Source organism: Alterinioella sp. B-7 (assembly GCF_056857775.1).
Genome location: NZ_JBSXNT010000017.1, coordinates 14754 through 39300 on the forward strand (window position 1 = coordinate 14754; position 24547 = coordinate 39300).

Annotated in this window: 23 protein-coding genes and 2 pseudogenes; 9 read left to right on the forward strand and 16 right to left on the reverse strand. The window is 64.9% G+C overall.

The genetic code is table 11. The features are described 5' to 3' along the window. Positions 1-33: 33 nt before the first annotated feature. The 3 genes from AC13C7_RS01530 to AC13C7_RS01540 all read right to left on the reverse strand — a co-directional run bounded on the left by AC13C7_RS01530 (position 34) and on the right by AC13C7_RS01540 (position 2255). Positions 34-1383, reverse strand: coding sequence for a dihydrolipoyl dehydrogenase family protein (locus tag AC13C7_RS01530; RefSeq protein ID WP_482866395.1), 1350 nt, complete (start codon positions 1381-1383; stop codon positions 34-36). Between the two features lie 146 nt (positions 1384-1529). Beyond that, complete coding sequence (locus tag AC13C7_RS01535) at positions 1530-1835, reverse strand: heavy-metal-associated domain-containing protein (RefSeq protein ID WP_446169335.1); 306 nt, start codon at positions 1833-1835, stop codon at positions 1530-1532. A 12-nt stretch (positions 1836-1847) separates the two neighbouring features. Continuing rightward, on the reverse strand, positions 1848-2255 hold the full coding sequence (locus tag AC13C7_RS01540) for a mercuric transporter MerT family protein (protein WP_482866396.1): 408 nt from the start codon (positions 2253-2255) through the stop codon (positions 1848-1850). 75 nt (positions 2256-2330) lie between these two features. On the opposite strand from AC13C7_RS01540, the gene AC13C7_RS01545 reads away from it, so the two are divergent. From AC13C7_RS01545 to AC13C7_RS01560, 4 genes are all read left to right on the forward strand, one after another. Then, positions 2331-2753: a MerR family transcriptional regulator gene (locus AC13C7_RS01545; RefSeq protein ID WP_482866397.1), complete on the forward strand. Its 423-nt coding sequence runs from the start codon at positions 2331-2333 to the stop codon at positions 2751-2753. Positions 2754-3085: 332 nt separating this feature from the next. Then, positions 3086-3751, forward strand: coding sequence for a L,D-transpeptidase (locus tag AC13C7_RS01550; RefSeq protein WP_172321089.1), 666 nt, complete (start codon positions 3086-3088; stop codon positions 3749-3751). 161 nt (positions 3752-3912) lie between these two features. Then, the gene (locus AC13C7_RS01555) at positions 3913-6276 is read left to right on the forward strand and encodes a heavy metal translocating P-type ATPase (RefSeq protein WP_482866398.1); all 2364 of its coding nucleotides are present in this window, start codon (positions 3913-3915) and stop codon (positions 6274-6276) included. A 94-nt stretch (positions 6277-6370) separates the two neighbouring features. Then, entirely contained in the window at positions 6371-6853 is a 483-nt protein-coding gene (locus tag AC13C7_RS01560; protein ID WP_482866399.1) for a L,D-transpeptidase family protein, read from the forward strand. Positions 6854-6856: 3 nt separating this feature from the next. On the opposite strand, the gene phnE is transcribed toward AC13C7_RS01560, so the two are convergent. Genes phnE through AC13C7_RS01580 form a run of 4 tightly spaced genes read right to left on the reverse strand, consistent with a single transcriptional unit; the run spans position 6857 to position 11104 of the window. Then, positions 6857-7615 carry a phosphonate ABC transporter, permease protein PhnE gene (phnE, locus tag AC13C7_RS01565; protein ID WP_172321092.1) on the reverse strand — a complete coding sequence of 253 codons (759 nt, stop codon included), beginning with the start codon at positions 7613-7615 and terminating at the stop codon, positions 6857-6859. Further along, positions 7615-8397, reverse strand: coding sequence for a phosphonate ABC transporter ATP-binding protein (locus tag AC13C7_RS01570; RefSeq protein ID WP_482866400.1), 783 nt, complete (start codon positions 8395-8397; stop codon positions 7615-7617). Before AC13C7_RS01570 ends, phnE begins: the two co-directional genes overlap by 1 nt. Continuing rightward, complete coding sequence (locus AC13C7_RS01575) at positions 8394-9269, reverse strand: phosphate/phosphite/phosphonate ABC transporter substrate-binding protein (RefSeq protein WP_482866401.1); 876 nt, start codon at positions 9267-9269, stop codon at positions 8394-8396. The genes AC13C7_RS01570 and AC13C7_RS01575 overlap by 4 nt, the downstream gene beginning before the upstream one ends. Beyond that, entirely contained in the window at positions 9269-11104 is a 1836-nt protein-coding gene (locus tag AC13C7_RS01580) for a cytochrome c peroxidase (protein WP_482866402.1), read from the reverse strand. The genes AC13C7_RS01575 and AC13C7_RS01580 overlap by 1 nt, the downstream gene beginning before the upstream one ends. A 152-nt stretch (positions 11105-11256) precedes the next feature. On the opposite strand from AC13C7_RS01580, the gene mntR reads away from it, so the two are divergent. Further along, a complete protein-coding gene (gene mntR, locus AC13C7_RS01585; RefSeq protein ID WP_172321096.1) occupies positions 11257-11706 on the forward strand; it encodes a manganese-binding transcriptional regulator MntR in 450 nt (149 codons plus the stop codon). A gap of 133 nt (positions 11707-11839) precedes the next feature. Here mntR and AC13C7_RS01590 read toward each other — a convergent pair whose 3' ends face one another. From AC13C7_RS01590 to AC13C7_RS01600, 3 genes and pseudogenes are all read right to left on the reverse strand, one after another. Next, positions 11840-12622, reverse strand: a complete 783-nt coding sequence (locus AC13C7_RS01590; protein ID WP_172321097.1) for a ZIP family metal transporter — start codon at positions 12620-12622, stop codon at positions 11840-11842. 59 nt (positions 12623-12681) lie between these two features. Next, positions 12682-12966 (reverse strand): annotated as a pseudogene (locus AC13C7_RS01595) (DUF411 domain-containing protein); the annotation flags it as partial. Between the two features lie 23 nt (positions 12967-12989). Continuing rightward, positions 12990-13130, reverse strand: a pseudogene (locus AC13C7_RS01600) (DsbA family protein); the annotation flags it as partial. Between the two features lie 158 nt (positions 13131-13288). Between AC13C7_RS01600 and AC13C7_RS01605 the strand changes: the two are divergent. The 4 genes from AC13C7_RS01605 to AC13C7_RS01620 all read left to right on the forward strand — a co-directional run bounded on the left by AC13C7_RS01605 (position 13289) and on the right by AC13C7_RS01620 (position 16235). Continuing rightward, on the forward strand, positions 13289-13717 hold the full coding sequence (locus AC13C7_RS01605) for a MerR family transcriptional regulator (RefSeq protein ID WP_172321098.1): 429 nt from the start codon (positions 13289-13291) through the stop codon (positions 13715-13717). 81 nt (positions 13718-13798) lie between these two features. Continuing rightward, positions 13799-14419, forward strand: a complete 621-nt coding sequence (locus tag AC13C7_RS01610; protein ID WP_172321099.1) for a cation efflux transmembrane domain-containing protein — start codon at positions 13799-13801, stop codon at positions 14417-14419. Positions 14420-14529: 110 nt separating this feature from the next. Continuing rightward, complete coding sequence (locus tag AC13C7_RS01615) at positions 14530-15495, forward strand: cation diffusion facilitator family transporter (RefSeq protein ID WP_172321100.1); 966 nt, start codon at positions 14530-14532, stop codon at positions 15493-15495. Positions 15496-15587: 92 nt separating this feature from the next. Beyond that, positions 15588-16235, forward strand: coding sequence for a hypothetical protein (locus AC13C7_RS01620; protein ID WP_482866403.1), 648 nt, complete (start codon positions 15588-15590; stop codon positions 16233-16235). Between the two features lie 76 nt (positions 16236-16311). Here AC13C7_RS01620 and AC13C7_RS01625 read toward each other — a convergent pair whose 3' ends face one another. The 6 genes from AC13C7_RS01625 to AC13C7_RS01650 all read right to left on the reverse strand — a co-directional run bounded on the left by AC13C7_RS01625 (position 16312) and on the right by AC13C7_RS01650 (position 24517). Then, a complete protein-coding gene (locus AC13C7_RS01625) occupies positions 16312-17640 on the reverse strand; it encodes an APC family permease (RefSeq protein ID WP_482866404.1) in 1329 nt (442 codons plus the stop codon). Continuing rightward, complete coding sequence (locus AC13C7_RS01630) at positions 17624-19693, reverse strand: AarF/UbiB family protein (protein WP_482866405.1); 2070 nt, start codon at positions 19691-19693, stop codon at positions 17624-17626. Before AC13C7_RS01630 ends, AC13C7_RS01625 begins: the two co-directional genes overlap by 17 nt. Continuing rightward, positions 19690-20745, reverse strand: a complete 1056-nt coding sequence (locus AC13C7_RS01635) for a hypothetical protein (protein WP_482866406.1) — start codon at positions 20743-20745, stop codon at positions 19690-19692. The genes AC13C7_RS01630 and AC13C7_RS01635 overlap by 4 nt, the downstream gene beginning before the upstream one ends. A 41-nt stretch (positions 20746-20786) precedes the next feature. Then, positions 20787-21233 (reverse strand): c-type cytochrome, encoded by a 447-nt coding sequence (locus AC13C7_RS01640; RefSeq protein ID WP_482866407.1) that lies wholly within the window; start codon positions 21231-21233, stop codon positions 20787-20789. Between the two features lie 375 nt (positions 21234-21608). Continuing rightward, complete coding sequence (locus tag AC13C7_RS01645) at positions 21609-22211, reverse strand: hypothetical protein (protein WP_482866408.1); 603 nt, start codon at positions 22209-22211, stop codon at positions 21609-21611. Next, positions 22208-24517, reverse strand: coding sequence for a copper-transporting P-type ATPase (locus AC13C7_RS01650; protein WP_482866444.1), 2310 nt, complete (start codon positions 24515-24517; stop codon positions 22208-22210). Before AC13C7_RS01650 ends, AC13C7_RS01645 begins: the two co-directional genes overlap by 4 nt. Positions 24518-24547 lie beyond the last annotated feature (30 nt).

Genomic DNA, 24547 nt, shown 5'->3' on the forward strand with positions numbered 1-24547 from the left:
GGTGCCGTCCTCGTGGCGCGGTCAATATTCGTTTCACACCATCGACCCGATGTCGGAGGCGTAGCTGGGATAGGCGAAGATCATCGCCTTGATCTGGTTGGCGGTCTGTCCGGCACCCATGGCCATGGCAAACAAGTTGATCTGTTCCTCGGAGCCCGGCCCGATCAGATGCGCGCCGAGGATCTTGCCACTGCCTTCTTCGACAAGAACCTTGAAACCTGTGTGTTTCGCGCCGACGCGCAGCGACGAATACCAGTCTTGGGTCTTTTCGAAATGCACATCGAATTTCAGCCCCTGCTCCCTGGCCGCCGCTTCGGACAGGCCCACCGTGGCCACCATCGGCAGGGTGAAGACCACGGACGGGACCGGCGGATACCTGATCTGCCGCGCGTCCTTGCCGGCCAGAAGGTTCTTGCCCGCGATACGTCCCTCTGCCGCCGAGACGGGGGTCAGGTTCAGCCCACTATCGGCGCAGTCACCGGCGGCGAAGATCGCCGGGTTGGTGGTGCGCATCGCGTCGCTCACCTTGATGCCACGGCGGGAGTATTCGACGCCTGCGGCTTCGAGGTTCAGCCGGTCGATATTGGGCACCCGGCCCGTGCCATGCACCACCAGGTCGCAGGTCACGGTTTCGGTGCCGCCCGCGCGTTCCACCGTGACAACAAATTCGTCGCCCTGCTTCTCGATCTTCGCCACCTTCGCCTTGGTGCGCAGGTCGATGCCCAGATCCTCGGTCGCCTCGACCAGCATTTCGACCAGATCAGGGTCGAAATTGCCAAGAGGGCGATCCATCATTTCCAGCACGGTCACGTCGCGGGCGCCCGCGCGCTTGACGATATGGGCGAATTCCATGGCGATGAAGCCGCCGCCGACAAAGGCGATGCGGTCGGGACGCTCGGGCAGTTCGAGGAATTCGGTGCTGGTGGTCAGATGCTCTTCGCCGGGGATGTTCAGCGTCATCGGCCGTGCGCCGGTGGCGATGTGGAAATGTTTCGCGGTCAGGGTCTTGCCGTTCAGCTCGATCGTATCGGGGCCGGTAAACCTGGCCTCTCCGTGCAGCACGTCGATCCCCGCCTTTTCCATTCCGCCTTCGATGCGCGGCGGCATGCTGTCGGTGAAGCCGCGCTTGAAGGCGATCATGTCGGGCCAGTTGACCGAAGGCTGCGCCTCCAGCCCCTTGCCCTTCATGTTTTCGGCCCATTCGACGCCTTCGGTGACGGCAACGAGCATCTTCTTGGGATCGCAGCCGCGCAGGGCGCAGGTGCCGCCATGGGGTTCGCTGTCGATGCTGGCAACGCTCCAGCCTGCATCTGCGGCCATCCGGGCCACGCCATTTCCAGCGGTGCCGCCACCGATCACGATGAGGTCGTAACTGCTTGTCATGGGGTGTTTCTCTTCAATACCGTGTATCGGGTGTCATTCGGATGCCACCGCCGCCGCGGATCATGAGCATCGGGCGGCAATGACAAGGGCCGGAAGAAGACGGAGCATGCGCGTGTCTTCCATGGCCCTGCCCACGCTTCCGCGCCTCAGGAATCCCCGGCCTGGAGCAACTCGGCGGGATACCCGTTGGACAGGACGGCGTCGATGATCATGTCGGGGTTGGCCGCCTGATCGTCGAAGGCCACGATATAGGTGCCGGTGCCGAACTCCTCTCCTTCCGTGAAGTCGATGATCTCGACCGTGGGAACGCCCCGCATGGCCGCCGCAACCGTGAACGAGCAGGTCGGGCAGGTGAGTTCGCCGACGCCGATATTGATGCGTTGTTCTTCGGCGCTGGCGGGAACCGCTGCGAGTATTCCCAAGGCTACAATGGCGCGTTGGATCGGTTTCATGGGCTTGGCCTTTCAATAGGACAGAACGTAGGGGGCAAGGTAAGGGAAGATCATCGCGACGGCGACGATCGCGGTGGCGAGCCAGAGAAGGGATCGCATGAGGGTCCGGTTCATGGGACGCGCGCAGGTGCCATCGGCGCAGGCCTCCGCCGGGGTCGGGCGGTAAGCCTTGTAAAAGCCGTAGCCGATGAAGGCGGCACTCAGCGCGAAGGTGATCCACCTGTACTGGTAGAGAACGCCCAGTTGCGCGATGAACACGCCGGTCACGCCGAAACTGACCAGTACCAGCGGCAGGATGCAGCATGAGGTCATGGCCAGCGCGCCGAAAAAGCCCAACCCGGTTGTCGCCCAAGCCTTTCTGTCGTCGACCGGTGTGTCGCCTGCGCCCGTCGCCTGACCCGAGGATGTGGTTTCAGTCATGGTTCGAATCGTCCTTGCCTGGTTGATGATCTCAACCTAGGGTCTGTAGCCGATACAGGCTCAAGGGGGGCTGACGTGAAGAATGATCACAGGTCGGTGAAGATCCTGAGGCGCGGAGATCTGGCCAGACTGACGGGATGCAACCTCGAGACGATCCGCTATTACGAGACTATCGGCGTCATGCCGGAGCCGCCGCGCTCCAGCAAGAACTACCGCGTCTACGATGACAGTCATGTCACGCGGCTGCGCTTCGTCATGCGCGCGCGCGGGTTGGGGTTCACGCTGGACGAGGTTCGCGATCTGCTCGCAATGGTCGATGGCGGGCAGCAGACCTGCGGAGAGGTGCAGGCCCTCGCCACGGCCCATCTCGCCACGGTCCGCGCCAAGATCGCGGATCTCAGGCGCATCGAACAGGTCTTGTCGTCTACAGTGGCACAATGCACCGGCGACGACGTACCCGAATGTCCCGTCATCGACGCGCTGACCGAAGTGGCGTGAGCGAGGACAGTTGAGAAAGTCCATGCCAGTCAAAAAGACGGCAGACGGAACCGGGGGGCGGCGATGTGCGTATATTCTTGACAACTCGCACCACTGACCGGTGTGGCGCAAATTCCTGTCGAGGGCAGCAAGGCGTCTGAGGAGGACAAGATGCCGGCCCATGATCTTTGAAGAACGGGTTTGCCAAAGGCCCGGACGACGACAATCTTCGTGGCACGCGCCTTCGCCTGGGGCATTTTGTCTTGAACCGATAATTGCTGAAGGCCCCAGGCACTGCTAAATTCAGGTTGGCAGGGCCAGCGACAGGTGATCACGAGAGCGGAGCAAAGCACATGCTGACGAGACGACACTTCATCCAGACGACCACGGCGCTGTTTTCGGCAGCGATTTCTACCCCGGTCCTGGCCAGCACCTGGCCCGACGCGGCGCAGAAGGCGGCCTGGGACGCGCAAGTGACGCCGCTCGGCTACGATCCGGCCACGACCAACCCCTGGGGTCTGCATCCGCGCTTGTTGCCGCAGCGGGTCGCCGCGAACGACCGGCTTACCCCCGGCGACATTCATGTCGATGCCGTGGCGCGCTACCTCTACCACATCGAGGAAGGCGGCACCGCGATGCGCTATGGTGTGGCGATTGGGCGGGGCGGTCTCTACGAGCCCGGGACATACACCATTCGGCGCAAGGTCGAATGGCCTCACTGGACCCCGACACGGAACATGATCGAGCGAGAGCCCGAGGTTTACGCACAATACGAGGACGGGATGGAACCTGGCCCGACCAATGCTCTCGGGTCGCGCGCCTTGTATCTCTATGTCGGCAACCGCGATACCTACCTGAGGATTCACGGCACGCCGCAGCCCTGGTCCATCGGCAGCCGCGCCAGCTCCGGCTGCGTGCGGATGGTGATGCCCCACATCATCGACCTTTACCCGAATGTAGAGATCGGTTCGACGGCGGTTCTCTATCCCGCCGAGGATGGCATGGTCGCGCATAGTTGAACCAGCGGCCTTTGACGACGTTCAGCCGAGCTTCGTCCAAGGCTGTCTGCGTCTGATCCGTGGCTGTTCTGGCTGAAGGTATGCCCCGCCCTCCCTCTTGAAGCTCTAGTAGCTGTAGGGGCTATATCCGATTCGAATTCGCTAATCGTGAGGTCGAATCGATGTCTTGCAATGGCCAGCGCCAGGATCATTCAGGCGACCATGCCCGGTCGGGCCGCCCCCGTTCGCATGGCGCGGACGGGGCCTGCTGCGGGTCGGGCGCTGGCGCCGTGGCGGCGCAACCTTTCCCGGCGAATGGCAGGAGCTTTCAGGTCTCGGGCCTCGATTGTGCCGAGGAGGTCGCGATCCTGAACCGGGTGGTCGGGCCGAAAATTGGCGGGACAGAACATCTCGCGTTCGACGTCATCAATGGGCGCATGACCGTTCTCGACAGCGCCGAAAGGATTTCGGATGACGAGGTCGCGCAACTGGTCGCAAGCACGGGCATGAGCGCCAAGCCATGGGATGCCGATGACGCGGCGGAAGACCAGGCCGCGCATCTGGCGCGGCAGAAATATTTCACCGCGCTAAGTGGCGGGTTCTGGGCGGCGGGTTTCCTCTATCACATCGCTGAATCCGGGTTGGCGGGCGCGATCGGGATCTTCTCGGGCCATGACGACACGGCCATGCCCCTGGTCGAGGCGGGGCTGTTCGCGGTCGCCATCATCCTTGGCGTCTGGTTGGTGGCGCCCAAGGCCTGGTCTTCGGCGCGGCGGCTGTCGCCCGATATGAACCTTCTGATGGTCGTGGCCGTGGCCGGTGCCATCGGCCTCGGCGAATTTTTCGAGGCCGCCACCGTCGCCTTCTTCTTTTCGCTTTCGCTCTATCTGGAGAGTTGGAGCGTGGGACGGGCGCGCAACGCGGTTTCCGCCCTGCTTGACCTTGCGCCGCCCACGGCGCGGGTGATCCGGCCTGATGGCAGCGAGGCGAACGTTCCGGCGGCCGAGGTCGCGGTGGATGACCGCTTTATCGTGCGCGGCGGCGACCGCATCCCGCTGGACGGCGAGGTTGTGGAGGGCGCTGGCGCCGTCGATCAGGCCCCGATCACCGGCGAAAGCGCGCTGGTGCCGAAAGAGACCGGCGACGAGGTCTATGCCGGCACGATCAACGGCGAGGGCACGCTGACGGTGCGGGCGACCAAAGCCGCGTCGGACACGGTGCTGGCCAAGATCATCCGCATGGTGGGCGATGCCCATTCCAAACGCGCGCCGGTCGAACAGTGGGTGGCGAAATTCGCCCGCATCTACACGCCCATCGTGATGATGCTGGCCAGTGCCATCGCGGTGCTGCCGCCGATGCTCATGGGCGGGGCCTGGGATTACTGGGTCTACAATGCGCTGGTGCTTCTGGTCATCGCCTGCCCCTGTGCGCTGGTCATCTCGACGCCGGTGTCGATTGTTGCGGCGCTTACCGCCTCGGCGCGGGCCGGGGTGCTGATCAAGGGCGGGGCCTATGTCGAGGCACCGGGCCGCACCACGGCGCTGGCGATGGACAAGACCGGGACGATCACCATGGGCGAGCCCGAGGTGGCGGCCGTTCACCCCCTGGGCGACACCTCTGCGCGTGACCTGGTGACGATGGCCGCCGGTCTGGAGGCGCGATCCTCGCACCCGCTGGCGCGCGCCATTCTTGCGCGGGCCGAGATCGACGGCGTGAAGGTTTCCGCCGCAGAGGATACGCGCACGGTGCCGGGGCGCGGCCTGGAGGGGCGCGCGGATGATCGCGCCATCTGGCTCGGCTCGGACCGCTTTGCCGAGGAGAAGGGTTTCGGCAATGCGATTCCGGCGGATCTGCGCGACCGGATCGAAGGCGCGGGCAGCACGCTGGTGGCGGTCGGTGACGAAACCGGCGTGACCGGCGTGCTTGAGTTGCGTGACCGCATCCGCCCCGATGCCAAGGGGATCGTGGCCCGGCTGCACGCGCAGGGTGTCAAATCCATCATCATGCTGACCGGGGACAATGAGCGCACCGCCCGCGCGGTCGCGGCCGAAGTCGGCATCGACGAGGTGCGCGCCGAGCTGCTGCCCGAGGACAAGGTGGCCGCCATCGAGGAGCTGGTCGAACGTCACGACGTGGTGGCCATGATCGGCGACGGCGTGAATGACGCGCCGGCCATGGCGCGGGCGCATTATGCCATTGCCATGGGGGCCGTCGGATCGGACGCGGCCATCGAAACGGCGGATATCGCGCTGATGACCGACGACATCGGCCGCGTGCCCTGGCTCATCGGTCATTCGCGCCGGACCATGTCGATCATTCACCAGAATATCGGCATCTCGCTGGCGACCAAGGCGCTGTTCGTCGGGTTGACCGCCTTTGGCATGGCCTCGATGTGGGGCGCGATTGCCGCCGATGTGGGCGTGTCCCTGCTGGTGGTCGCCAATGCGCTGCGGCTTTTGAACGGTCATCGGGCCGAGACCCCGCCTTCCGGCGGCAAACCCGTGGGCGAGCACATGGCGAAGGGTGCACTGGCGCACGGGCATTGATCCGGCCTGCCCGATACCGTATCAATCGTGGCTATCAAGACCTCGCAAGAATGGGTGTCGGGCAGTGCTGAAATCAAGGCTTTCACGGCGGATCATGCTGTTGAGCGGCGTGGCCGCGTTCCTGTCGGCCTGCGCAAGCAGGTTCCGGACCTATGACGGGCCCGAAGTCACGCGGCTGCGCGTTTACAAGGCGCAGCGCCTGCTGGTTCTGGATGGCGCGGAAGGCACCTTGCAGAGCTATCCCATTGGCCTGGGTTTCGCGCCCGTGGGTCACAAGCAGTTCGAAGGGGACGGTCGGACGCCGGAGGGCTCGTACCTGATTGATCGCCGCAACCCGGACAGCCTGTTCCACCTGTCCATCGGCATTTCCTACCCGAACGAGGCGGATATCGCCTTCGCGGAGGCGCAGGGCCGGTCACCGGGCGGCGATATTTTCATCCATGGCGGGCCACGGCGCGGAATCGACCCGACGAATGTCCGTGACTGGACAGCAGGCTGCATCACGGTCTCGGATCGCCAGATCGAGAAGATCTATGCCATGGTGCGCGATGGGACGCCTATCGACATCTATGCGTGAGGATCAGGTAAAGCGGCGGCGCAGCGCGGCGTTGACGATCTCGATCGCGATGACCATGACGACAACGGCAATCGTGACGCTGGCCGCCTTGTCATACTGGAACGAGCGCACGTAGGTCTGGATGTAGAACCCGATCCCGCCCGCGCCGACAATCCCCAGGATCAGCGACTCGCGCAGGTTCAGCTCGAACCGGAAGATGGTGTCGCGGGCGACGACGGGCGCCATCTGCGGCCAGATCGCGTGTCTGAGCCGCACCAGCGGACCCGCGCCCGCGCTTTCCAGCGCAGCGATTGGCGCGCGGGAGACACCGTCGATTGCCTCGGCATAGAATTTGGCGAGCATCCCCGTCGCATGAAAGGCGACCGCGATGATACCGGGCAGCGGACCCAGCCCGACCGCCCCCACCATCAGCATGGCCACCAGGATCAGCGGGATCGCCCGGATCACGGCCAGAAGCGTCCGAACCGGTCGATAGAGCGCGGGCGATACCATCGTCTCGGACGCGACTATGCCAAGGGGGATCGACAGGATCACCGCCCCGAGCGAACCGAGAATGGCGATCCGCAGGGTTTCCGCGCTGCCGGTCATGATCTCCTGCATTACCGTCGGGTCCGGCGGGAACATGCGACCGAGAAAATCGGCAATGCGCGGGCCGGCCGACATCAGGCGCGACAGTTCCACATCGGTCGTGGCGAAGGACCAGAGGACCGCCGCGGCGACCAGCAGGCCCGCCGCGAAGCTGCCACCGCTCCGAAACCGCATCACGACACCGCCCTGAGGCCGATTGCGGGTGTCGGCGCTTCATCGCGGTAAAGTTCCGCCGTCGCGGCCTCGGTCACGTCCGAGGTCCGGGCGTCGAATGCGATCCGCCCGCCTCGCATCCCGACGATGCGTTGCGCGAAGCGCCGCGCCAGGTCGGGCTGATGCGACGAGAACAGCGCCGTTGCCCCGCGCGCCCGCGCCGCGCCGGTCAAGAGCGAGAGGATTTCGCCCGCGCGGGCCGGGTCGAGGTTGCTGACCGGTTCATCGGCCAGGATCAGCCGGGGTTCCTGCGCCAGGCAGCGCGCGATCGCCACGCGCTGACGCTGCCCGCCGCTGAGGCTGTCGACCCTGCGTCCGGCAAGGTCCGCGATGCCGCAATCGTCAAGCGCCCTGTGCGCCACCTCCTGGTCGCGGGTGGTCGGCGACCCCATCAGGGCGCGCAAGGGAGACATGCGCCCGAGGCGACCGTTGAGGACATTGCGCAGAACCGTCGACCTCTCGACCAGGGCGAATTCCTGAAACACGAAACCGGTATCCGCGCGGCGGCCTTTCGGCGGCGGCCGGTCGGGATCGAGCAATGATCCAAGGACGGCAACCCGCCCGGACCAACCCTGTAGCCTGCCGTCGAGCAACGCCAGAAGCGTTGTCTTGCCAGCCCCCGACGGCCCGATGAGGGCAACGCTTTCGCCCTGCGGCACCACGAGAGAAACCTCCCTCAGCGCGGGAAGCGCCACGCCGGGATGAGAATAGCCCAGGTCGTCGATTTCTATCGCGCCGCTCATCGCAAGAGCCCGTATCGCCGTGCCATCTCGCGGACGCCGTCATAGGCGCCGGAATCGGCCAGGACATAGCCATCGGGGCCGTAGAGATAGCGCAGCCTGTCACGGTTCTCCGGCTCGTTGAGCTGCATCATGGCGTCGATGAAGCGGCCTTGCAGATCGGCATCCAGCCCTGGCCGCGCGATCACCAGGTGGCTGGGGATCGGTTCGCTTTCCGCGATCCAGGTCACATCGGCCTGTTGATCGGGGGTCAGCAGAAGATCGGCATACTGGCTGGCCCCCGCGGCATCGACCAGGCCCTCGGCCATGGCCTGCATTGCCTGCTGGTAGCCGCCCGCGAAGAAGATGCGGCCAAAGAACGCCCCGGCCCCGTCGGGACCGTCGATCAGACCGGCCCGCTCGAACTCGGCCAGCGGATAGAGGTAGCCCGATTCCGAGATCGGGTCGGCAAAGGCGATGTCGCGCCCGCGCAGGTCGGCCAGCGAGGCGATACCGCTGTCGCGGCGCACGAAAATGCGCCCCGTGTAACTCGGCGCGCCCCGGTAGACCTCGGACAGGAGCGGCACGGCCCCGATCTCGGATTCGGCCAGAACGAAGGGCAGCGCGCCCATGAAGGAGATATCCGCATCGCCATTTCGCAACGCCTCGACCGCCGCGGCGTGGTCGATGGTGACGAACCCTTCGACCGGCACGCCGATCTGCGCCGCCAGCCAGCCAGTGATCGCCTCGATGTCGCCAAGCAGCTTTTCGGGGTTTTCCTGCGGAATGAAGGCAATGCGCAATGCCGTGCCCTGCGCCAGGAGAGGCGCCGCCAGCGACACCGCGCCCGCACCGGCCATCATCATCAGCATCCTGCGATTCATGCGGATTGCCATCAAAATGCCCTTTCTTCGAGTGCGCGGGCCTCGGACTGGAACGCGGACCAGCTTTCTTCGGCAGCCGCCCAGTCTTCATCGCGCACGGCAGCCCCGACCGCGACCAGCCGTTCGGCCAGCGCGTAGATTTCGGGCCGCGCGGCAAGGTTCGCCATTGTGCTGGCATCCGCCGCAAGGTCCGCGGCGACGGTGTCGGTCAGAAGCAGGATGTGCGCCGCGTCCCGCCGTGGCAGCAGCGTGTCGAGCGTCGAGGCGAAGGTCGTCAGTTCGGAGAAGGCCAGACGGAAGGCCGTGTTCTCCTCGTCGAACGCCTCATAGGGCGCATCCGCCGCGCCGACGGTCTCCAGGTAGGCGGTCAGGTCTGCCCGCTCGGCCTCGCTCAGGCCGAGTGACGCGGTCTCGTCGAACCAATCCACGACCGATCCCAGGGTCGGCAGAGACCCGTCGTGAAAATAGGGCGCGGTATAGAGCGTGCCAAGCAGCGTGGGCGTATCCATCGCCCCGGCACGGGCGCCTGCATAGGCCGGTGTGACCGAGCCGATGTCATAGGTCTGCCGGTCGAGGAAATTGGCGTCCGGAATGTGACAACTGGCGCAGGACCGGTCCCCGAGCCCGGCGAAGGGCGTGTTGAAGATCACTTCGCCGCGCCACGCCGCGTCCGGGGCGGCATCGGTCAGGCGGCCATCGGTCGTCAACATGGAGTTCGGCAGGAAGTCGAATTCGAGCATGTAGGCGAGGAGCGCATCCAGCATGAAGGGCGTCGGCTCGTCACCGGCAAATTCGTTGACGATCACGTTGCGGGTGAAGTCGCGCAGGCTGGCAAAGCGGCCATCGCGGCCATAGGGCCCGGTAAAGCGCAGGCCGCGCAGGCTGGGAATGTCGATCGGGTCATCGCGCCGGTCGTTGAAGATCGGGTTGAAGAAGGCGCCATCGACGTCGATCGCGCCCGGCTGGTGGCTGGCACCGGGAATGAACAGCCGCTGGTTGACGTCCGAGCGGTTGTGACAGGTCGAGCAGGCGATCCCGAGATCGCGCGCCGGGCCGCCGAATATCTGCGCGCTGTCGAACAGCATGTCGCCATAGGCCACCAGCGGCAGGTCAGTCTCGTCGATGCCCTGCTCCTCGAAGTTGAGGACCAGCAGTGGCAGCGGATCCTGATCGAAGATGTCCGAGCCCGGTGGCAGGGCGGGCGGCACCTCGACATTGCTGTCGCCCAGAGCGGCGGTTTCGGGCAAGGTGCTCAGCGTTTGGCGGGGCGCGAAATCCTCCACCAGGTAGTTCTGAGCGATGTAATCGGAGATGGTTGCGCGCGCGGCCATCATGGTGTCGGTGTCGGAAGGGGTGGCGCCGGCACCAAGAACACCGGCGAATCCGGTGCTGCTGTTGAGCTCCAGCCAGGCAATGCCGTTGCGTCTTGCGGCCTCGGGATCGGCGGCGGCGATGCCATCCGCGAATGCGCGGTAGAGTTCCCGGCCCGTCCGAACGGCCTGCTGCGCCGCCGCCGGATCCTGCGTCGTGACGGCGCGTTCCAGTTCCTCTTCGATCCTGAGCGCGATCAGCCTCGTTGCCTCGGCAAAGACCGCCTGCCGGTCCTGTTGCGCGATGGCGGCTTCCAGCCGGTCGGTGTCAACCGCGCTTTCGCGCCCGAGCCATGCCAACCCGCCAACCGTGAATTCCGACCCGCGATAGGGTTCGGACCAGGCGGATGCGACCTCGTCCCAGGGCACGGGTTCGAGATTGCCGAGAAACAGGGTCAGCCGATACGCCGCCGCCTCGGGAAGCCACGGGGCCTCTCTGGCGGGGGTCGCCGCGCCCGGGCCCGCGAGAACGAACACAGCCGCGATTGTGGCAAGCAGGACTGTCGCGAAATCTCGGATCACTTTGGCCTCTGGGTGAATAAGTTAGACATGGCTAATTTATCTACCCCAAGGAAACCTGTTGTCAATCCCTCGTTGTCAATCCCGATCTCTCGCGGCACTGTGGGCGGATGACGAAACCGCAGCCATACAGGCGGGAAGCGACCGACAGGGCACCCGAGGCGCAGGCCGATGGGTTCGCGACCGTGCGCCTGGCGCATGAGAGCGAGATGGCCGAAGACTATGTCGAGCTGATCGCGGAACTGATCGAGACACGGGGCGAGGCCAGGCCGGTCGATATTGCCGAGCGGCTTGGGGTGAAACCGCCGACCGTGACCAAGAACGTCTCGAGGCTCGAAACCGTCGGCCTTGTCCGGAGGGAGCCCTACCGTTCGATCTTCCTGACCGAGACGGGACAGGAGCTGGCCGAGGCCTGCAAGCGGCGTCACCGGATCGTCGTCGCATTTCTGCTCAGCCTGGGCATTGATGAAGAGACCGCGGAACGCGATGCGGAAGGGATCGAGCATCATGTGAGCGATGCCACCCTTGCGGCTTTTGAAAGGCGGCTCGAACGGGAATAGATCTGCCGCGCGGCCTGCTCGGTGGTTCTGCTGTCAGGATGTCAGGCCGAAGACCGGCCTGTTGCAAGTCGTGAAAAGCCGCCGCCCGAGGCAGCCAGGGCAAAGCAAGGGTGAATTCATTTGCCCGGCGGGGTCAGCCAAGCCAGACATCGAGGAACAGCATGATCACGAGACCCAGGGCAAGGCCGAGCGTTGCCCGGTTCTGGTGGCCGGAACGGTGTGTCTCGGGAATGATCTCGTGGCTGATGACATAGAGCATCGCACCTGCGGCGAAGGCAAGGCCCCACGGCAACAGCGGTTGCGAGATGCTGACGATCCCGGCCCCCAGGAGCCCGCCAACCGGCTCGACGAGGCCGGTCAGGGCGGCGATGCCCCATGCGCGAAACCTGGAATAGCCCTCGCCCAACAGCGAGACCGCGACCGCGAGGCCTTCGGGGGCGTTTTGCAGTCCGATGCCGATGGCGAGGGGCAAGCCGCCCGAAACTCCGTCAGCCCCGAACCCGACGCCGACGGCAAGCCCTTCGGGAAAGTTGTGGATGGTGATCGCGATGATAAAAAGCCAGACGCGCCGCAGCGAGGCGGCTTCCGGTCCCTCGCGTCCCGTCTTGAAATGCTCATGCGGCAACCTTTCGTTCAGGATGGCGATCACGCCCATACCCAACAGGATCGCGATGCAGACAATGGCTGCGGGGGCGGCTGCGTTCTCGAACTGCAGTTCGGCCGCGTCGAGGGCCGGGATGATCAGCGAGAAGAAAGAAGCCGCGAGCATGACACCTGCCGCGAAGCCAAGCAGGAGATCGCGCGTGGCCCGCGAGGGGAGACGCCCGAAGAGAACGGGCACCGCGCCGATCGCAGTCAGCGATCCTGCGGCCAGGCTTCCGAAAAAGCCAAGCGCCATGGGGGAGAGGGATTCCAACTTCTAATGCCTCGCTTGGGAATCTGTCAGGAGTCTGGGTCGCTTCTGTAGACCTCGGTCGATCCGGAGGGCATATCCGGCGCCGCGAGGCCGACCGCGTCCGGCCGATCCTCCAGCAGGCGCTGGATGTCAGAGGCCGGTACATGGCCCTCGGTCACTGTCACATCCGCATCGCCGGTGTTGCCCAGGGTCTGACAGGCGGCACCGGGACGGTTCATGCCGATGGTTGCGCGAGGCCAGGCATCCGCGATCACGACATCCTCCGATCCGGCCAGTCCCGGGCCCGACAATCCCGCAAGAAGTGCAAGGACGGTTACGGCATTTCCGCAGCGCGGCCTTTTCATCTGTTTCTTCCCTTCACCGGTGTTCAGCTTTGTGCGACCGCAAATTCCGCGGCCACGTCGCGCCGCAATTCAGCCTCGTCGAACGGTTCCAGCGGCCTTGCGTTCATGAAGAATGTCGGCGTCTGCCGAACCCCCACGGTTTCAGTATCCGCCCGAAGTCGATTCTCCATTCTTTCTGTGCATTTACATCCTCTGGCTAGTGCAGGTTCAAGCGTCAATGTTACAGATCGGCCAATAATCACCGATCTGCAAAAGCCACGTAAAGCTTGTGACGCGCGCGGCTTGAAGCTACATACACTGTAGCTAATGGGGAGGGCCTGATATGCTGACGATTGGGACGCTGGCCAAGAAGACCGGAACGAAAGTGCAGACCATCCGGTATTATGAGCAGATCGGCCTCATGCCAGAGCCCGACCGGACCGAGGGCGGCCAGCGCCGTTATGGCGATGCCGAGCTGGATCGCCTGTCCTTCGTCCGGCACGCGCGGCAACTGGGGTTCTCGCTGGAGGCGATCCGCGAACTGCTCGATCTTGGCGATCATCCGGGAAAATCCTGCGCCGAGGCGGATGCGATCGCGCGTCGGCAGCTCAAGCAGGTCGAGCAACGATTGGCGCGGCTCAAGGCGCTGCGCACGGAATTGAAGCGGATGGTGCAGGAGTGCAGCGGCGGGCAGACGGCCGATTGCCGTGTGCTCGAGGTGCTGCGCGATCATTCCGAATGCCTGACCGACCATGAAGAGATCGGCGCCTGAGCCATTCTGAGGGCCTTTGAGGAACCCAAGTAGGCCGGTATTGGTTTCTCTTCGGCTATTCATCAGATTTGGTCACCGGGCATGGCAGAGCAGAAGAACGCATCGGAAAGACGTACACTCTGGATCGTTCTGGGTCTCAACATCGGGCTGGCAATCGCTTTCTTCGCCTCGGGTGCCTTCGGCGATTCAAGCGCGCTTATCGCCAATGGGCTCGACAATCTGTCTGACAGTTTCGTCTACGCGATCAGCCTCTTCGCGCTGTCCCGCTCCGCCAAGTGGAAGCGAGGCGCGGCAAATGTTTCGGGCGGCCTGCTGATCCTCTTCGCCCTCGGCATTCTTTACGATGCCTGGCGCCGCTATGTCGGCGGGTCGGATCCCCTTGGCACGATGATGATCGCGATGGCCCTTGTGGCAGCGGTCATCAATACGGTCTGCGTCTGGCTGTTGGCGCGGCTTCGCGATCCGGATGTGAACATCCGCGCCGCAAGCACGTTCAGCTGGAACGACTTCGCCGCCAATCTGGGTATCGTCGTCGCGGGGGGGCTCGTGGCCTGGCTCGGGACGAACTGGCCGGACCTTGTGGTGGGCGTGATCGTCGCTGGCATAGCGGCCTGGGGGGGCGTCGAAATCCTGAAAGACGCGCATGGTGAGCACCACAAGGCGGTGCACGATGACGAACAGTCAGGTGAAGACAGCGCCTGAAAATCGAGGCTTGAAGCTATAGTCGCTATAGAGACTACATTCCCTCGTGAACGATCCGCCGGAGAGTTGTGCCGCGGGTTGATCCGACTTGAGTCACGAGGAGACAAGCCGTGCCGCATGATCACGGTCACGCCCATATCGACCCCGAATCCGGCGACCGCCGCGTTTCCATCGCCATCTGGGCCAACAGCCTTCTGACGGTTGCGCAGGTCATCGGCGGCATCCTGTCCGGCAGCCTCGCGTTGATCGCGGATGCGCTGCACAATTTCTCGGACATGGCATCGCTGGTAATCGCCTTTGCCGCCCGGAAAATCTCGCGGCGGCCCGCGGATGAGCGCATGACCTTCGGCTACGGGCGGATCGAGATCGTCGCGGCGCTGGTCAACTACACCACGCTGATCCTGATCGGTTTCTACCTGATCTACGAAGGCGGCATGCGCATGATCGACCCGCCCGAGGTGGCGGGCTGGACGGTGGTGATCCTGGGCGGCATCGCGCTATTCATCGACACGCTGACGGCGATGCTTACCTATTCGATGCAGAAAGGCAGCGTGAACATCCGCGCGCTGTTCCTGCACAACCTGTCGGACGCCCTGGCTTCCGTCGCGGTCATCATCGGCGGCTCGCTCATCCTCCTCTACGACATGCGGTGGGTCGATCCGGCGATCACCATCGGCATCGCTCTATACATCCTTTATCTCGCTTTCACCGAGATCGGCGGCCCGATCCGAACCCTGATGCTCGGCAGCCCGCCGGAGATCGACGGCGACGAGGTCGTCGAGGCGATGCGGGGTGTCGACGGTGTCGCAGACGTTCATCACGTACATCTGTGGCAGATGCAGGAGCACGAACCGGCGCTGGATTGCCACGTCGTGCTGACGGCCGACGGCTGGGATCAGGCCGAGAAGATCAAGGGCGCGATCAAGGACCGGCTGAAGGAGAAATTCAGTATCGGTCATTCCAGCCTGGAGTTTGAACATCAAGACCGTGCGCATGAAAAGGCCGACCTTTTCGGTCACGGCCAGCCGGAAGACGAGGACGAAACCCATGCTCGCCGAGACACTGGCGGATCGTGACGACACGAATGCTGCGATCCTCCAGGACACGAAATAGTTCTCGTGCCGTCCAGCATGCCCATCGACCTTTTGCCGCTGAGCATGGAAGACTGATGAACATGCAAAGATACTTCGCCATTCATATGCCCGCTATCCACTTCGTGCGAAACACCTTCGTGTTCAGCCTGCTCGCCCTGGTGCCGCCGCTCCTGGCCTTTGTCGCGCTGACACCGGGGTTCGGTGCCATGTTGGCGGGCGGCGGACCTCCGCTTGAAAGGTTCATGCGGCAGGTCATTACCAACGGTCTGCCGGTTGTCTTTGCCGTAAACTACGTGAGTTTCTTCCTGTATGCGTGGATCGTCTCGAAGCCGGACCAGCGCTACGGGATCACGCTTGTGCTCCTCGTGGATATGCCGGTCCGCGTTGTCGGCTTCATCGCGTTGCATGCCGTGATCTATGTCCTGTCGGCCGACTGGTTCGGATCCTTTGGAGGAAGCCGCGCGACCGCGCTTCGGGTGGTGGCGCCGACTTTGGCGCGTTCGGTCCTTTTCGAGAACATCTCCGGCGTCTATCTCTATGCCACGCTGGTGAGCGCGCTGCCGCTCTATGTCACCGCGATCGAGAGTTCAGACAGGCTCGGCGGGTTGGCGAGGAGAGTTGCCGGCCGGTCGGGATATGTGCTTGCCGCGGTGCTGATGTTCGGGCTTTCCGTCCTGGCGCTGACCGCATTGGCCGCCTTGATTCGCGCGCTCCAGGCATGAAGCGGAGCCCTGTCATTGCCGGGACGTTGTCCTTTCCGGTCCGGCCTCTGCCGGTCTGCCGTCGCGCCGGCAAATATCAGTGGTCATGCGCGGCCTGGCCGGGCGCCAGCCACCGCGACAGGTAGATCCGTTCGAATATGAAGACAGCGGCGATGCCGCCAACGGCATAGAGCACGATGAGCGGATCGCTCTGAAGTTTCATCGCCGTGAACGCCACCAGCACCACGGCATCGAACGCCAATGCCGCAAGCAGCACCGCGCCGGAGGCACCGATCTCCTCTCGCCGGTAGCGGAAAACGCCCCAGTGCACGGCCATGTCCATGACCAGGTAGAAAAAGGCGCCGAGCGAGGCGATCCGGCCGAGGTCGAAGAACACTGCCAGCAGGGACGCGATGACAACGGTGTAGACCAGCGTGTGCCGCTGGATCGGGCCGGACATTCCGAAATGCCGATGCGGGATCATCTTCATATCCGTCAACATCGCCAGCATCCGCGACACGGCGAACACGCTGGCCAGCACGCCGGAGGCCGTTGCCACCGCCGCCAGGATCACGGTCAGAAAGAAGCCGGTTTGCCCCAGGGCGGGTTCGGCGGCCTCGGCCAGCGAATAATCCCGTGCCGCGACGATCTCGTCGATGGTCAGGCTTGAGCCGACACCGAAGGCAACAAGCAGATAGACTGCCACGCAGATGGCGATCGAAAACATGATCGCCCGGCCCACGTTGCGGTGCGGTTCGGTGATTTCGGCCCCGCTATTGGTAATGGTGGTGAAGCCCTTGAAGGCCAGGATCGCGAATGCCACGGATGCAATGAAGCCGGTCACGCTGTAATCCTGCGCGGTCTCGGACGCGGCCGAAAACTGGAAGCCGCTGGACCATATCGCGGCGATTCCGAACAATCCGATGCCGCCGATCTTGATCGCCGCCATGATCAGCGAGAACAGCCCGACCGACCGGTTGCCGGCGATGTTCACGAGGAAGGCGAAGACAATGACGCCCACGGCGAGGGTCGGCACCAGCGGCCCGCCCTCGATGTCGAAGGCGCGCAGGACGTAGGTTGCGAATGTCCGCGCCACCAGGCTTTCGGCAATCACCATGCTCAGAGCCATCAGCAGGGCGGCGGCCGCCGCGACCGCGCCGGGGCCATAGCATTTTTGCAGGATCATCGCGATCCCGCCCGAGGAGGGCCATTTGTTCGACATCCGGATGTAGCTGTAGGCGCTGAAGCCGGTCACCATTGCGCCCGCGATGAAGGCAAGCGGAAAGAGCGGTCCGGCAAGCTGGGCGACCTGCCCGGTCAGCGCGAAGATGCCCGCGCCGATCATCACGCCCGTTCCCATGGCGACAGCACCGCCCAGGGTGATCGAGCCTTCGCGGTAGGTGTCGTTTCTATTCTTGTCCTGCATGCTCTGCTGCCTCTCCGATTTTGTCTTTGTCCAACACTGGCGCGGTATGCCACCTGAAATCACAATGATCGTGCCCCCCGGCAATGGTCTTGGGACGCACCAGTTGCCCGCCCCATTTCTCGGCCACCGGGAAATCGAGTGCGCACCAGGTTGCCGTGCACAGCGCCGAGGACTCATGGGCCGCGAAGAACGCGGCCACCGGGCATTTCGTACAGTCGAAGGCGACGACATTGCCACCCGCCTCGACGTCGCGCCAGCCATAGGCGGGTGGTCCAAAGGGGAAATGGCGAAACAGGCCCGTCGCGATGCGCATTCGCTTGGCCGGATCGGAGGTGAGGGCGCGGGCGATCTCGAACGGCGGATCGGCCATCCGATCGTAGATGTCCCAGCCGATCGCATGGATGACCTCGTGGCTCTGCGCCTCTGACCGCCCTCGCGCGACCAGCGTTCGGTGCAGCGCAAGCGTCAGCGCGGCAAGATGCGTTGTCAGGATCGCGCCGGCATTCGGCGCCAGCGGAAGGTCGCGTTCAAGCCGATCGTAGCCCGCCCAGGTGTCCGAGAGGATCGCGTCGGTCTCCTTGCCCAGATGCCGCCGGGCGACGTGACCGAAAAGCATCGTCAGCGCGGCGCGGCCAATTCCCTCGCCGGATGGGATGACAGCCTCGAGGAGTCCGCGCCCCATTTTCTGGGTTGCGGTAGCGTCCCAGGTCTCGTCAATCGCCTCGGCGGGCGGCAGGGCACCGGTGAGCAGAAGCTCGGGGAGCACCTGCGAGAGGCGCCCCAACGGGTCGCTGGCCGCCAGTCGCGCGGCAACCTCGCGCGCGATGAACGGGCGCGACAAATCGTCGAACCGTGCGTCGGGCGCCAGCACGAACAGCAGCGCCTCCGCGGTGGTCAGCGCCTTGGCATGGAGCATCAGGGAGGCAGGGAATACGAAACCGGCGCGGTAACCTGCGCGCATCATCGCAAGATAGGTTCGCGCAAGACTGGCCTCGCGCGAGGGGGCTGCGTAGAATTTCGCCGCAAGCCCCTCGAATCTTTGCCGGAACAGCGCGTGATCGGCGCCCGGAAGGGCCTCGGTCTGCGCGCTGAAATGGTGATAGGCGCGCCGGGTCTGCCGCTGTGCCACGGCCATCCAGTACAGCACGAAGCGGTCGCGCTGCGCCGCGCTCAACTCGCCATACATGCCGAAATCGAGCAGGGTCACAGTGCCGTCGGCATGAAAGACGATATTGCCGGGATGCAGGTCGGCGTGAAACAGCCCGTCCGACACGAACATCTTCAGCAGCATCGACACAAGCGCCTCGACCAGTGCGGACCGGGTTTGTTCGGGAAGGGCGGCCGAGACCTCGGACAGGCGCAGGCCATCGACCCAGTCCATGGTCAGCACGCGGGCTGTCACATGGTCGCGATAGGGTCTTGGAATTCGGATGCGGTCCTGCCCGGCGAGATTCCCGCGAAACCGGTCCATGACAGCCGCCTCGGCGCGAAAATCGAGCTCGGCCAGCGAGTAGCGCCGAAACTCCGAGAGGAACGCCGGCAAATTCGCGCGCCGAAGGCGGCGCGGCAGCACCATCCGCGCGATCCTCAGCCCAAGGTCGAGCGCGTCGAGATCGCGGTGGAACAGCGGTTCCAGCCCCGGTCGCTGCACCTTGACCGCGACCGCGGTGCCATCCGCCAGGCTTGCCTTGTGCACCTGGGCCAGGGACGCGGCGGCGACGGGTTCGGCCTCGAAGCTGGCAAAGGCGGTTTCCAGCGGCGTTGCCAGCTCATCCTCGACGATGCGCCGCACCGTGGCGAAATCCACTTGGGGCGCACGCTCCTGCAATTCCGCAAGCCGCGCGACATAGCTTTCGGGCAGAACATCGGGGCGGGTGCTGAGGATCTGGCCAAGCTTGACGAAAACCGGCCCCAGGGCGAGCAGGTTTTGCGCGAACCGATCCGGTGCACCAGTGTCGCCGCTGGCCGGATCATATCGCCGGAGCGTCCAGACGTCTTTCGCCAGGACGGTGACAATCCGGGCCAACCGCAGGAGGTTCCTGGTGCGGTTCACGGGTTTCCTCCAATGCGCCCGGTCGACCAGGTCTCGACGGCCATGCCCGGCAGGAGGAGGCACAGATCGTTCAGCGCCCCGGCGAATGTCAGGTGATCGACGATGGTTGACAGGCCGGGCATCTGCCTGTCCGACCCCGACAATGCGCGGATCGTGGCGAGGATCATCGCCGCCGTCACTTCGGCCTGATCGCCGGCAGAAACATGGCGCGAGGCAATGACGCTGCCGTCCGAATCCCGCACCTCGACGGCGATCCGGGTGCGCGCCTGGCCCAGTTCCGGCAGCCGCCCCAAGGCCCGTGTCACGCCGCGTTTGCGCCGCGACAGCACCGGACCGAGACCGAGCCGCAAGAGCACGCCGACAGCGCGCGTCACCAAAGGCGGATCAATCGCCAGGAATGTACGGACAAGGGCCGGGGGGCCGCTGCCCGAACCATCCGCGACACCATCCACCGCGAAGCCGATCCCAAGCGCGGGACGTGCCCGACTGTCCCGCCCGAAAGCAAATAGGCGCCGGAGGGCACCTGGCGCGACCAGGGTGCTTGCGGAATCGGACAGCCGATATGGGCGACCGAGGGCACCGATCGACCATTCCGTCGCGGCCTGTCCATAATGGCGCCCCATGCCAAGTTCCAATCCGATATCGACCCTGTCTGCCTCAGTATCGCGCAGGAGTTCGGCTGCCATCAAGGTGCTGAGGCCAGGCGCGGTCCCGACGCAGAGAACCGCGGTGCCCGGACCGCCGCCCTCCGGCACGTCCCGTCGCAGCGCCGTCAGGTAATCCGGTGACGCCGAGGTCTCGAGGAAACGTCCGCCGTTGCGGACAATTTCGGCCGCGACCGATGGGGGGGTTGCTTCGGTCAGGTTTACCACCGTCGCGCCAGGCGGCAGTTTTCCGGCGGCGTCCCTCCCGGCGATATCAAGCCGCAGCGCCTCGACCCGATCGCCCGCCCCGGCACCAGTGCGCGATACCAGCACTATTCGGGCTGCCGTATGATCGACGAGCAGCCGGACCAGCCGCCCGCCGACATCGCCCGTGCCTCCGATCAGCACGACGGTTCCCTGCACCGTCGGCGGGTCGGGGCGTCTTGCCATCATTCGATCCCGTTGGCGCGCTGCATTTCGCGGATGTAGCTGACGATCAGCCGAACGGTTTCTTCCGTGACCCCTTCCACGGCGGGCATATCGCCGTAATTCCAGTGATGCGACTGCACGCCTGCCGTCGCCGCCCGCAGGAACGCCCCATCCGGGTGATGACCCGGCTCGTAGATGGGATGGATCAGCGGTGGACCATTGCCGGTTCCGCCAGCGCCGTTTTGACCATGACACGCAGCGCAGCTTTGCTCGAACGCGATCTGGCCAAAATAGGAAGGTGCGCTCAGGGTTTCGGGCACGATGACCGAATCGGGACTGGGCGCGGGTGCCCCGGCGGCGTCGCCATGCATCTGGGTGTTCACCCTTGGCCGGTCGGCGTCGACCTCATCGGACTGGGCGAACAGGCCCGTTGCCAATCCGAATGCAAGCAGCGAGGCAATCGCCATCGTTTTCCGGGTCGCTGTCGCGGGGGGGGCGATCTTCTTGGGTCTTGTCATATTCCTGTCCGTTTCTTGCTTGTACCTACCAGGCCCGCCCGCCGGAGCGGAGTGAACGCGGGAACAGTTGCGGCGTGGTGCTTACAGGGTTCCTCGGTGCGGGCGAGACGTGCATACATCCAGACCAGCACCGGGAAGATTGCAAGTGTCAACAGTGTCGCCCATCGCACCAGAACACCCGCCATCATCGACACGAAGCCCACATATTGCCGGTGGCGAAGGCGGACATGGGGGGAAGCGGCGCGGGCACGACGCTCCAATCCGATATGGCCGCGTCATCGGGGTTTGTGGGGGCAACGCCGGAACCTGGGCCTGGTCTTTCCTTCATCGAACGTCCGCCTGCCAGTCCATGCCGATTGCGGTCTCTGCGAGGGCGGCCTCAAGCGCCGCTGCTGGCGCGACCCCGTCGAGCGGGCGGATCGCGATATCCAGCCGCCGGGCCGCGTTGTATCCCAATGCAGCGGCCTCGGTGGGGGCGGTTCCGTAGGTGCTTTGGTAGCGGGCGGCAAAGCTGCTGGCGTCATTCTCGGCAGCCCAACCGTCGGGAAGCACGCCGGGACGCAGCACGACGCCCGCGAAAGCAGGCGATGCGGCGGCGGATGCGTCCGGTTCCGGTCCGATCACGACCAGGACGTCGGCCGGTGTCCGGGGCGTTCCGACCAACCCGGCGACCTGGCCCGCCGCCTCGGCAGGCAGCGGCAGAAGCTGCACATCCACCCCGCCCAGGTGACCGTCCGACGTTTCGGCGGGATGCCCGTCGCGCTCGTCCGCCGCCAGCAGGAACCCGTTGACCGCCTCGGCGAGACGCGCCTCCCGGTTCTCGCCGGTCACGAGAAGTGCCGCGGTGAACTCGTGCGCAGCCGCCATGTTCGCCGTGACGGTGAGCGCGAGAGCGGCCAGCGTGCCCCGGATGATGTCCTGTCTCATATTCTGGCCCCTCTCAGCCGCAGCGAATTGAGCACCACCGAGATCGACGAAGCGCTCATGGCGAAGGCGGCGAACATCGGGCTGATGAGGATACCGAAGACGGGAAACAGGACGCCCGCCGCGACCGGCACGCCGGAGGCGTTGTAGACCAGCGCGAAGAACAGGTTCTGGCGGATGTTGCGCATTGTGGCCCGCGCCAGCCGCCGCGCCCGCACGATCCCGTCGAGGTTGCCCTTGACCAGCGTGATGCCCGCGCTTTCGATGGCCACATCGGCGCCGGTGCCCATGGCGATGCCGACATCGGCCTGCGCCAGCGCCGGTGCGTCGTTCACGCCATCCCCGGCCATCGCGACCTTGCGGCCCTCGGCCTGCAATTCCTTGATGATGCGCGCCTTGTCCTCGGGCAGCACGTCGGCCCGGATCTCGTCGATGCCGAGACGCGCGCCGATCGCCTTGGCGGTGCGTTCGTTGTCGCCGGTCGCCATGATGACGCGGAACCCGAGATCGTGCAGCTCCTTGATCGCGGCGGGGGTGGTCTCCTTTACCGGGTCGGCGACCGCGACAAGACCGGCGATCTCGCCATCCAGCACCACGAACATCACCGTCTCGCCCTCGTCGCGGCGGTCATTGGCCTTGGCGGTCAACTCGCCCGCCTCCAGCCCCAGTTCGCGGATCATCGCCAGATTGCCGAGCGCGACCGCCTGGCCGTCCACGACACCCTTGACGCCCTTGCCGGTGACCGCCTCGAAATCGTTGGCATTGGCCATTTTCACGTCACGCTCCTCCGCGCCGCGCACGATCGCTTCGGCCAGAGGGTGCTCCGATCCGCGTTCCAGCGAGGCGGCGAGGCGCAGAACCTCGGCCTCGTCATGACCGGGCTCGGGCAGGACGGCGACAAGCTGTGGTTTGCCCATCGTCAGCGTCCCGGTCTTGTCGACGATCAGGGTATCGACCTTCTCGAAGCGCTCCAGCGCCTCGGCGTTCTTGATCAGAACACCGGCCTGCGCGCCCCGTCCCGTCGCCGTCATGATCGACATCGGCGTGGCAAGCCCAAGCGCACAGGGACAGGCGATGATCAGGACCGCGACAGCCGAAATCAACGCATAGGACAGCGCGGGCGCAGGCCCCCAGACCGCCCAGGCGATAAAGGAGAGGACCGCGATTGCGATCACGGCGGGAACGAAGAACCCCGCCACCCGGTCGGCGTATTTCTGGATCGGTGCGCGCGAACGTTGCGCGTTCGACACCATCTCGACGATCTGGCTCAGCATCGTGTCGGACCCGACCCGCGTCGCCTCCATAACCAGGCTGCCGGTGCCGTTGATCGTGGCCCCCGTGACCGGGTCGCCCTCGGTCTTCTCGACCGGCACGGGTTCACCCGAGATCATGCTTTCATCGACCGAGGACCGGCCATCCAGAACCACGCCATCGACCGGCACCTTGTCGCCGGGGCGCACGCGCAGACGGTCGCCGACCTGCACATCCTCCAGCGGGATCTCCTCCTCGGAGCCATCGTCCCGGATCACCCGCGCGGTCTTGGCCGCCATGTCGAGAAGCGCGCGGATCGCCTTGCCGGTGCCTTCACGGGCGCGCAGTTCCATCACCTGACCAAGCAGCACCAGCGTCACGATAACCGCCGCCGCCTCGAAATAGACACCGACATGGCCTTCGGCGTCGCGGAAGCCATCAGGGAAAATATCCGGTGCCAACACGGCGACGACGCTGAAGATCCAGGCCGCCATCACGCCCATGCTGATCAGCGAGAACATGTTGAGGTTCATCGTCTTGAACGAGTTCCAGCCGCGCACCATGAAGGGCCAGCCGCACCACAGGACCACCGGGGTTCCCAGGACCAGTTCGATCCAGAGGGTCGCGCGCTCGCCGAATATCTCGCGCACTTCGGGAAACCCGACATAGGGCGCCATGGTCAGGATCAGGAGCGGAATGGTCAGCACCGTGCCGACCCAGAAACGGCGGGTGAAATCCACCAGTTCGGGGTTCGGGCCATCCTCTGCCGGGATGCCGGACTCAAGCTCCAGCCCCATGCCGCAGATCGGGCAGGAGCCATGCTCGACCTGGCGAACCTGCGGGTGCATCGGGCAGGTATAGACGGCCCCGTCATATCCGGCGGGGACGGTATCATACCTGCCGTCCGCCGGGGCGGCGCTTGCCTGGTGGTCGTGGCCGTGGTGCTCATGCCCGTGATGGCCGTGCCCTGCATGGGCACCGGCCTCCGATTCCGGCACAAGGTGCATCCCGCATTTCGGGCAATCGCCCGGACCGTTCTGCCGCACCTCCGGGTGCATCGGGCAAACATAGATGTCGGCTTCGGGGGC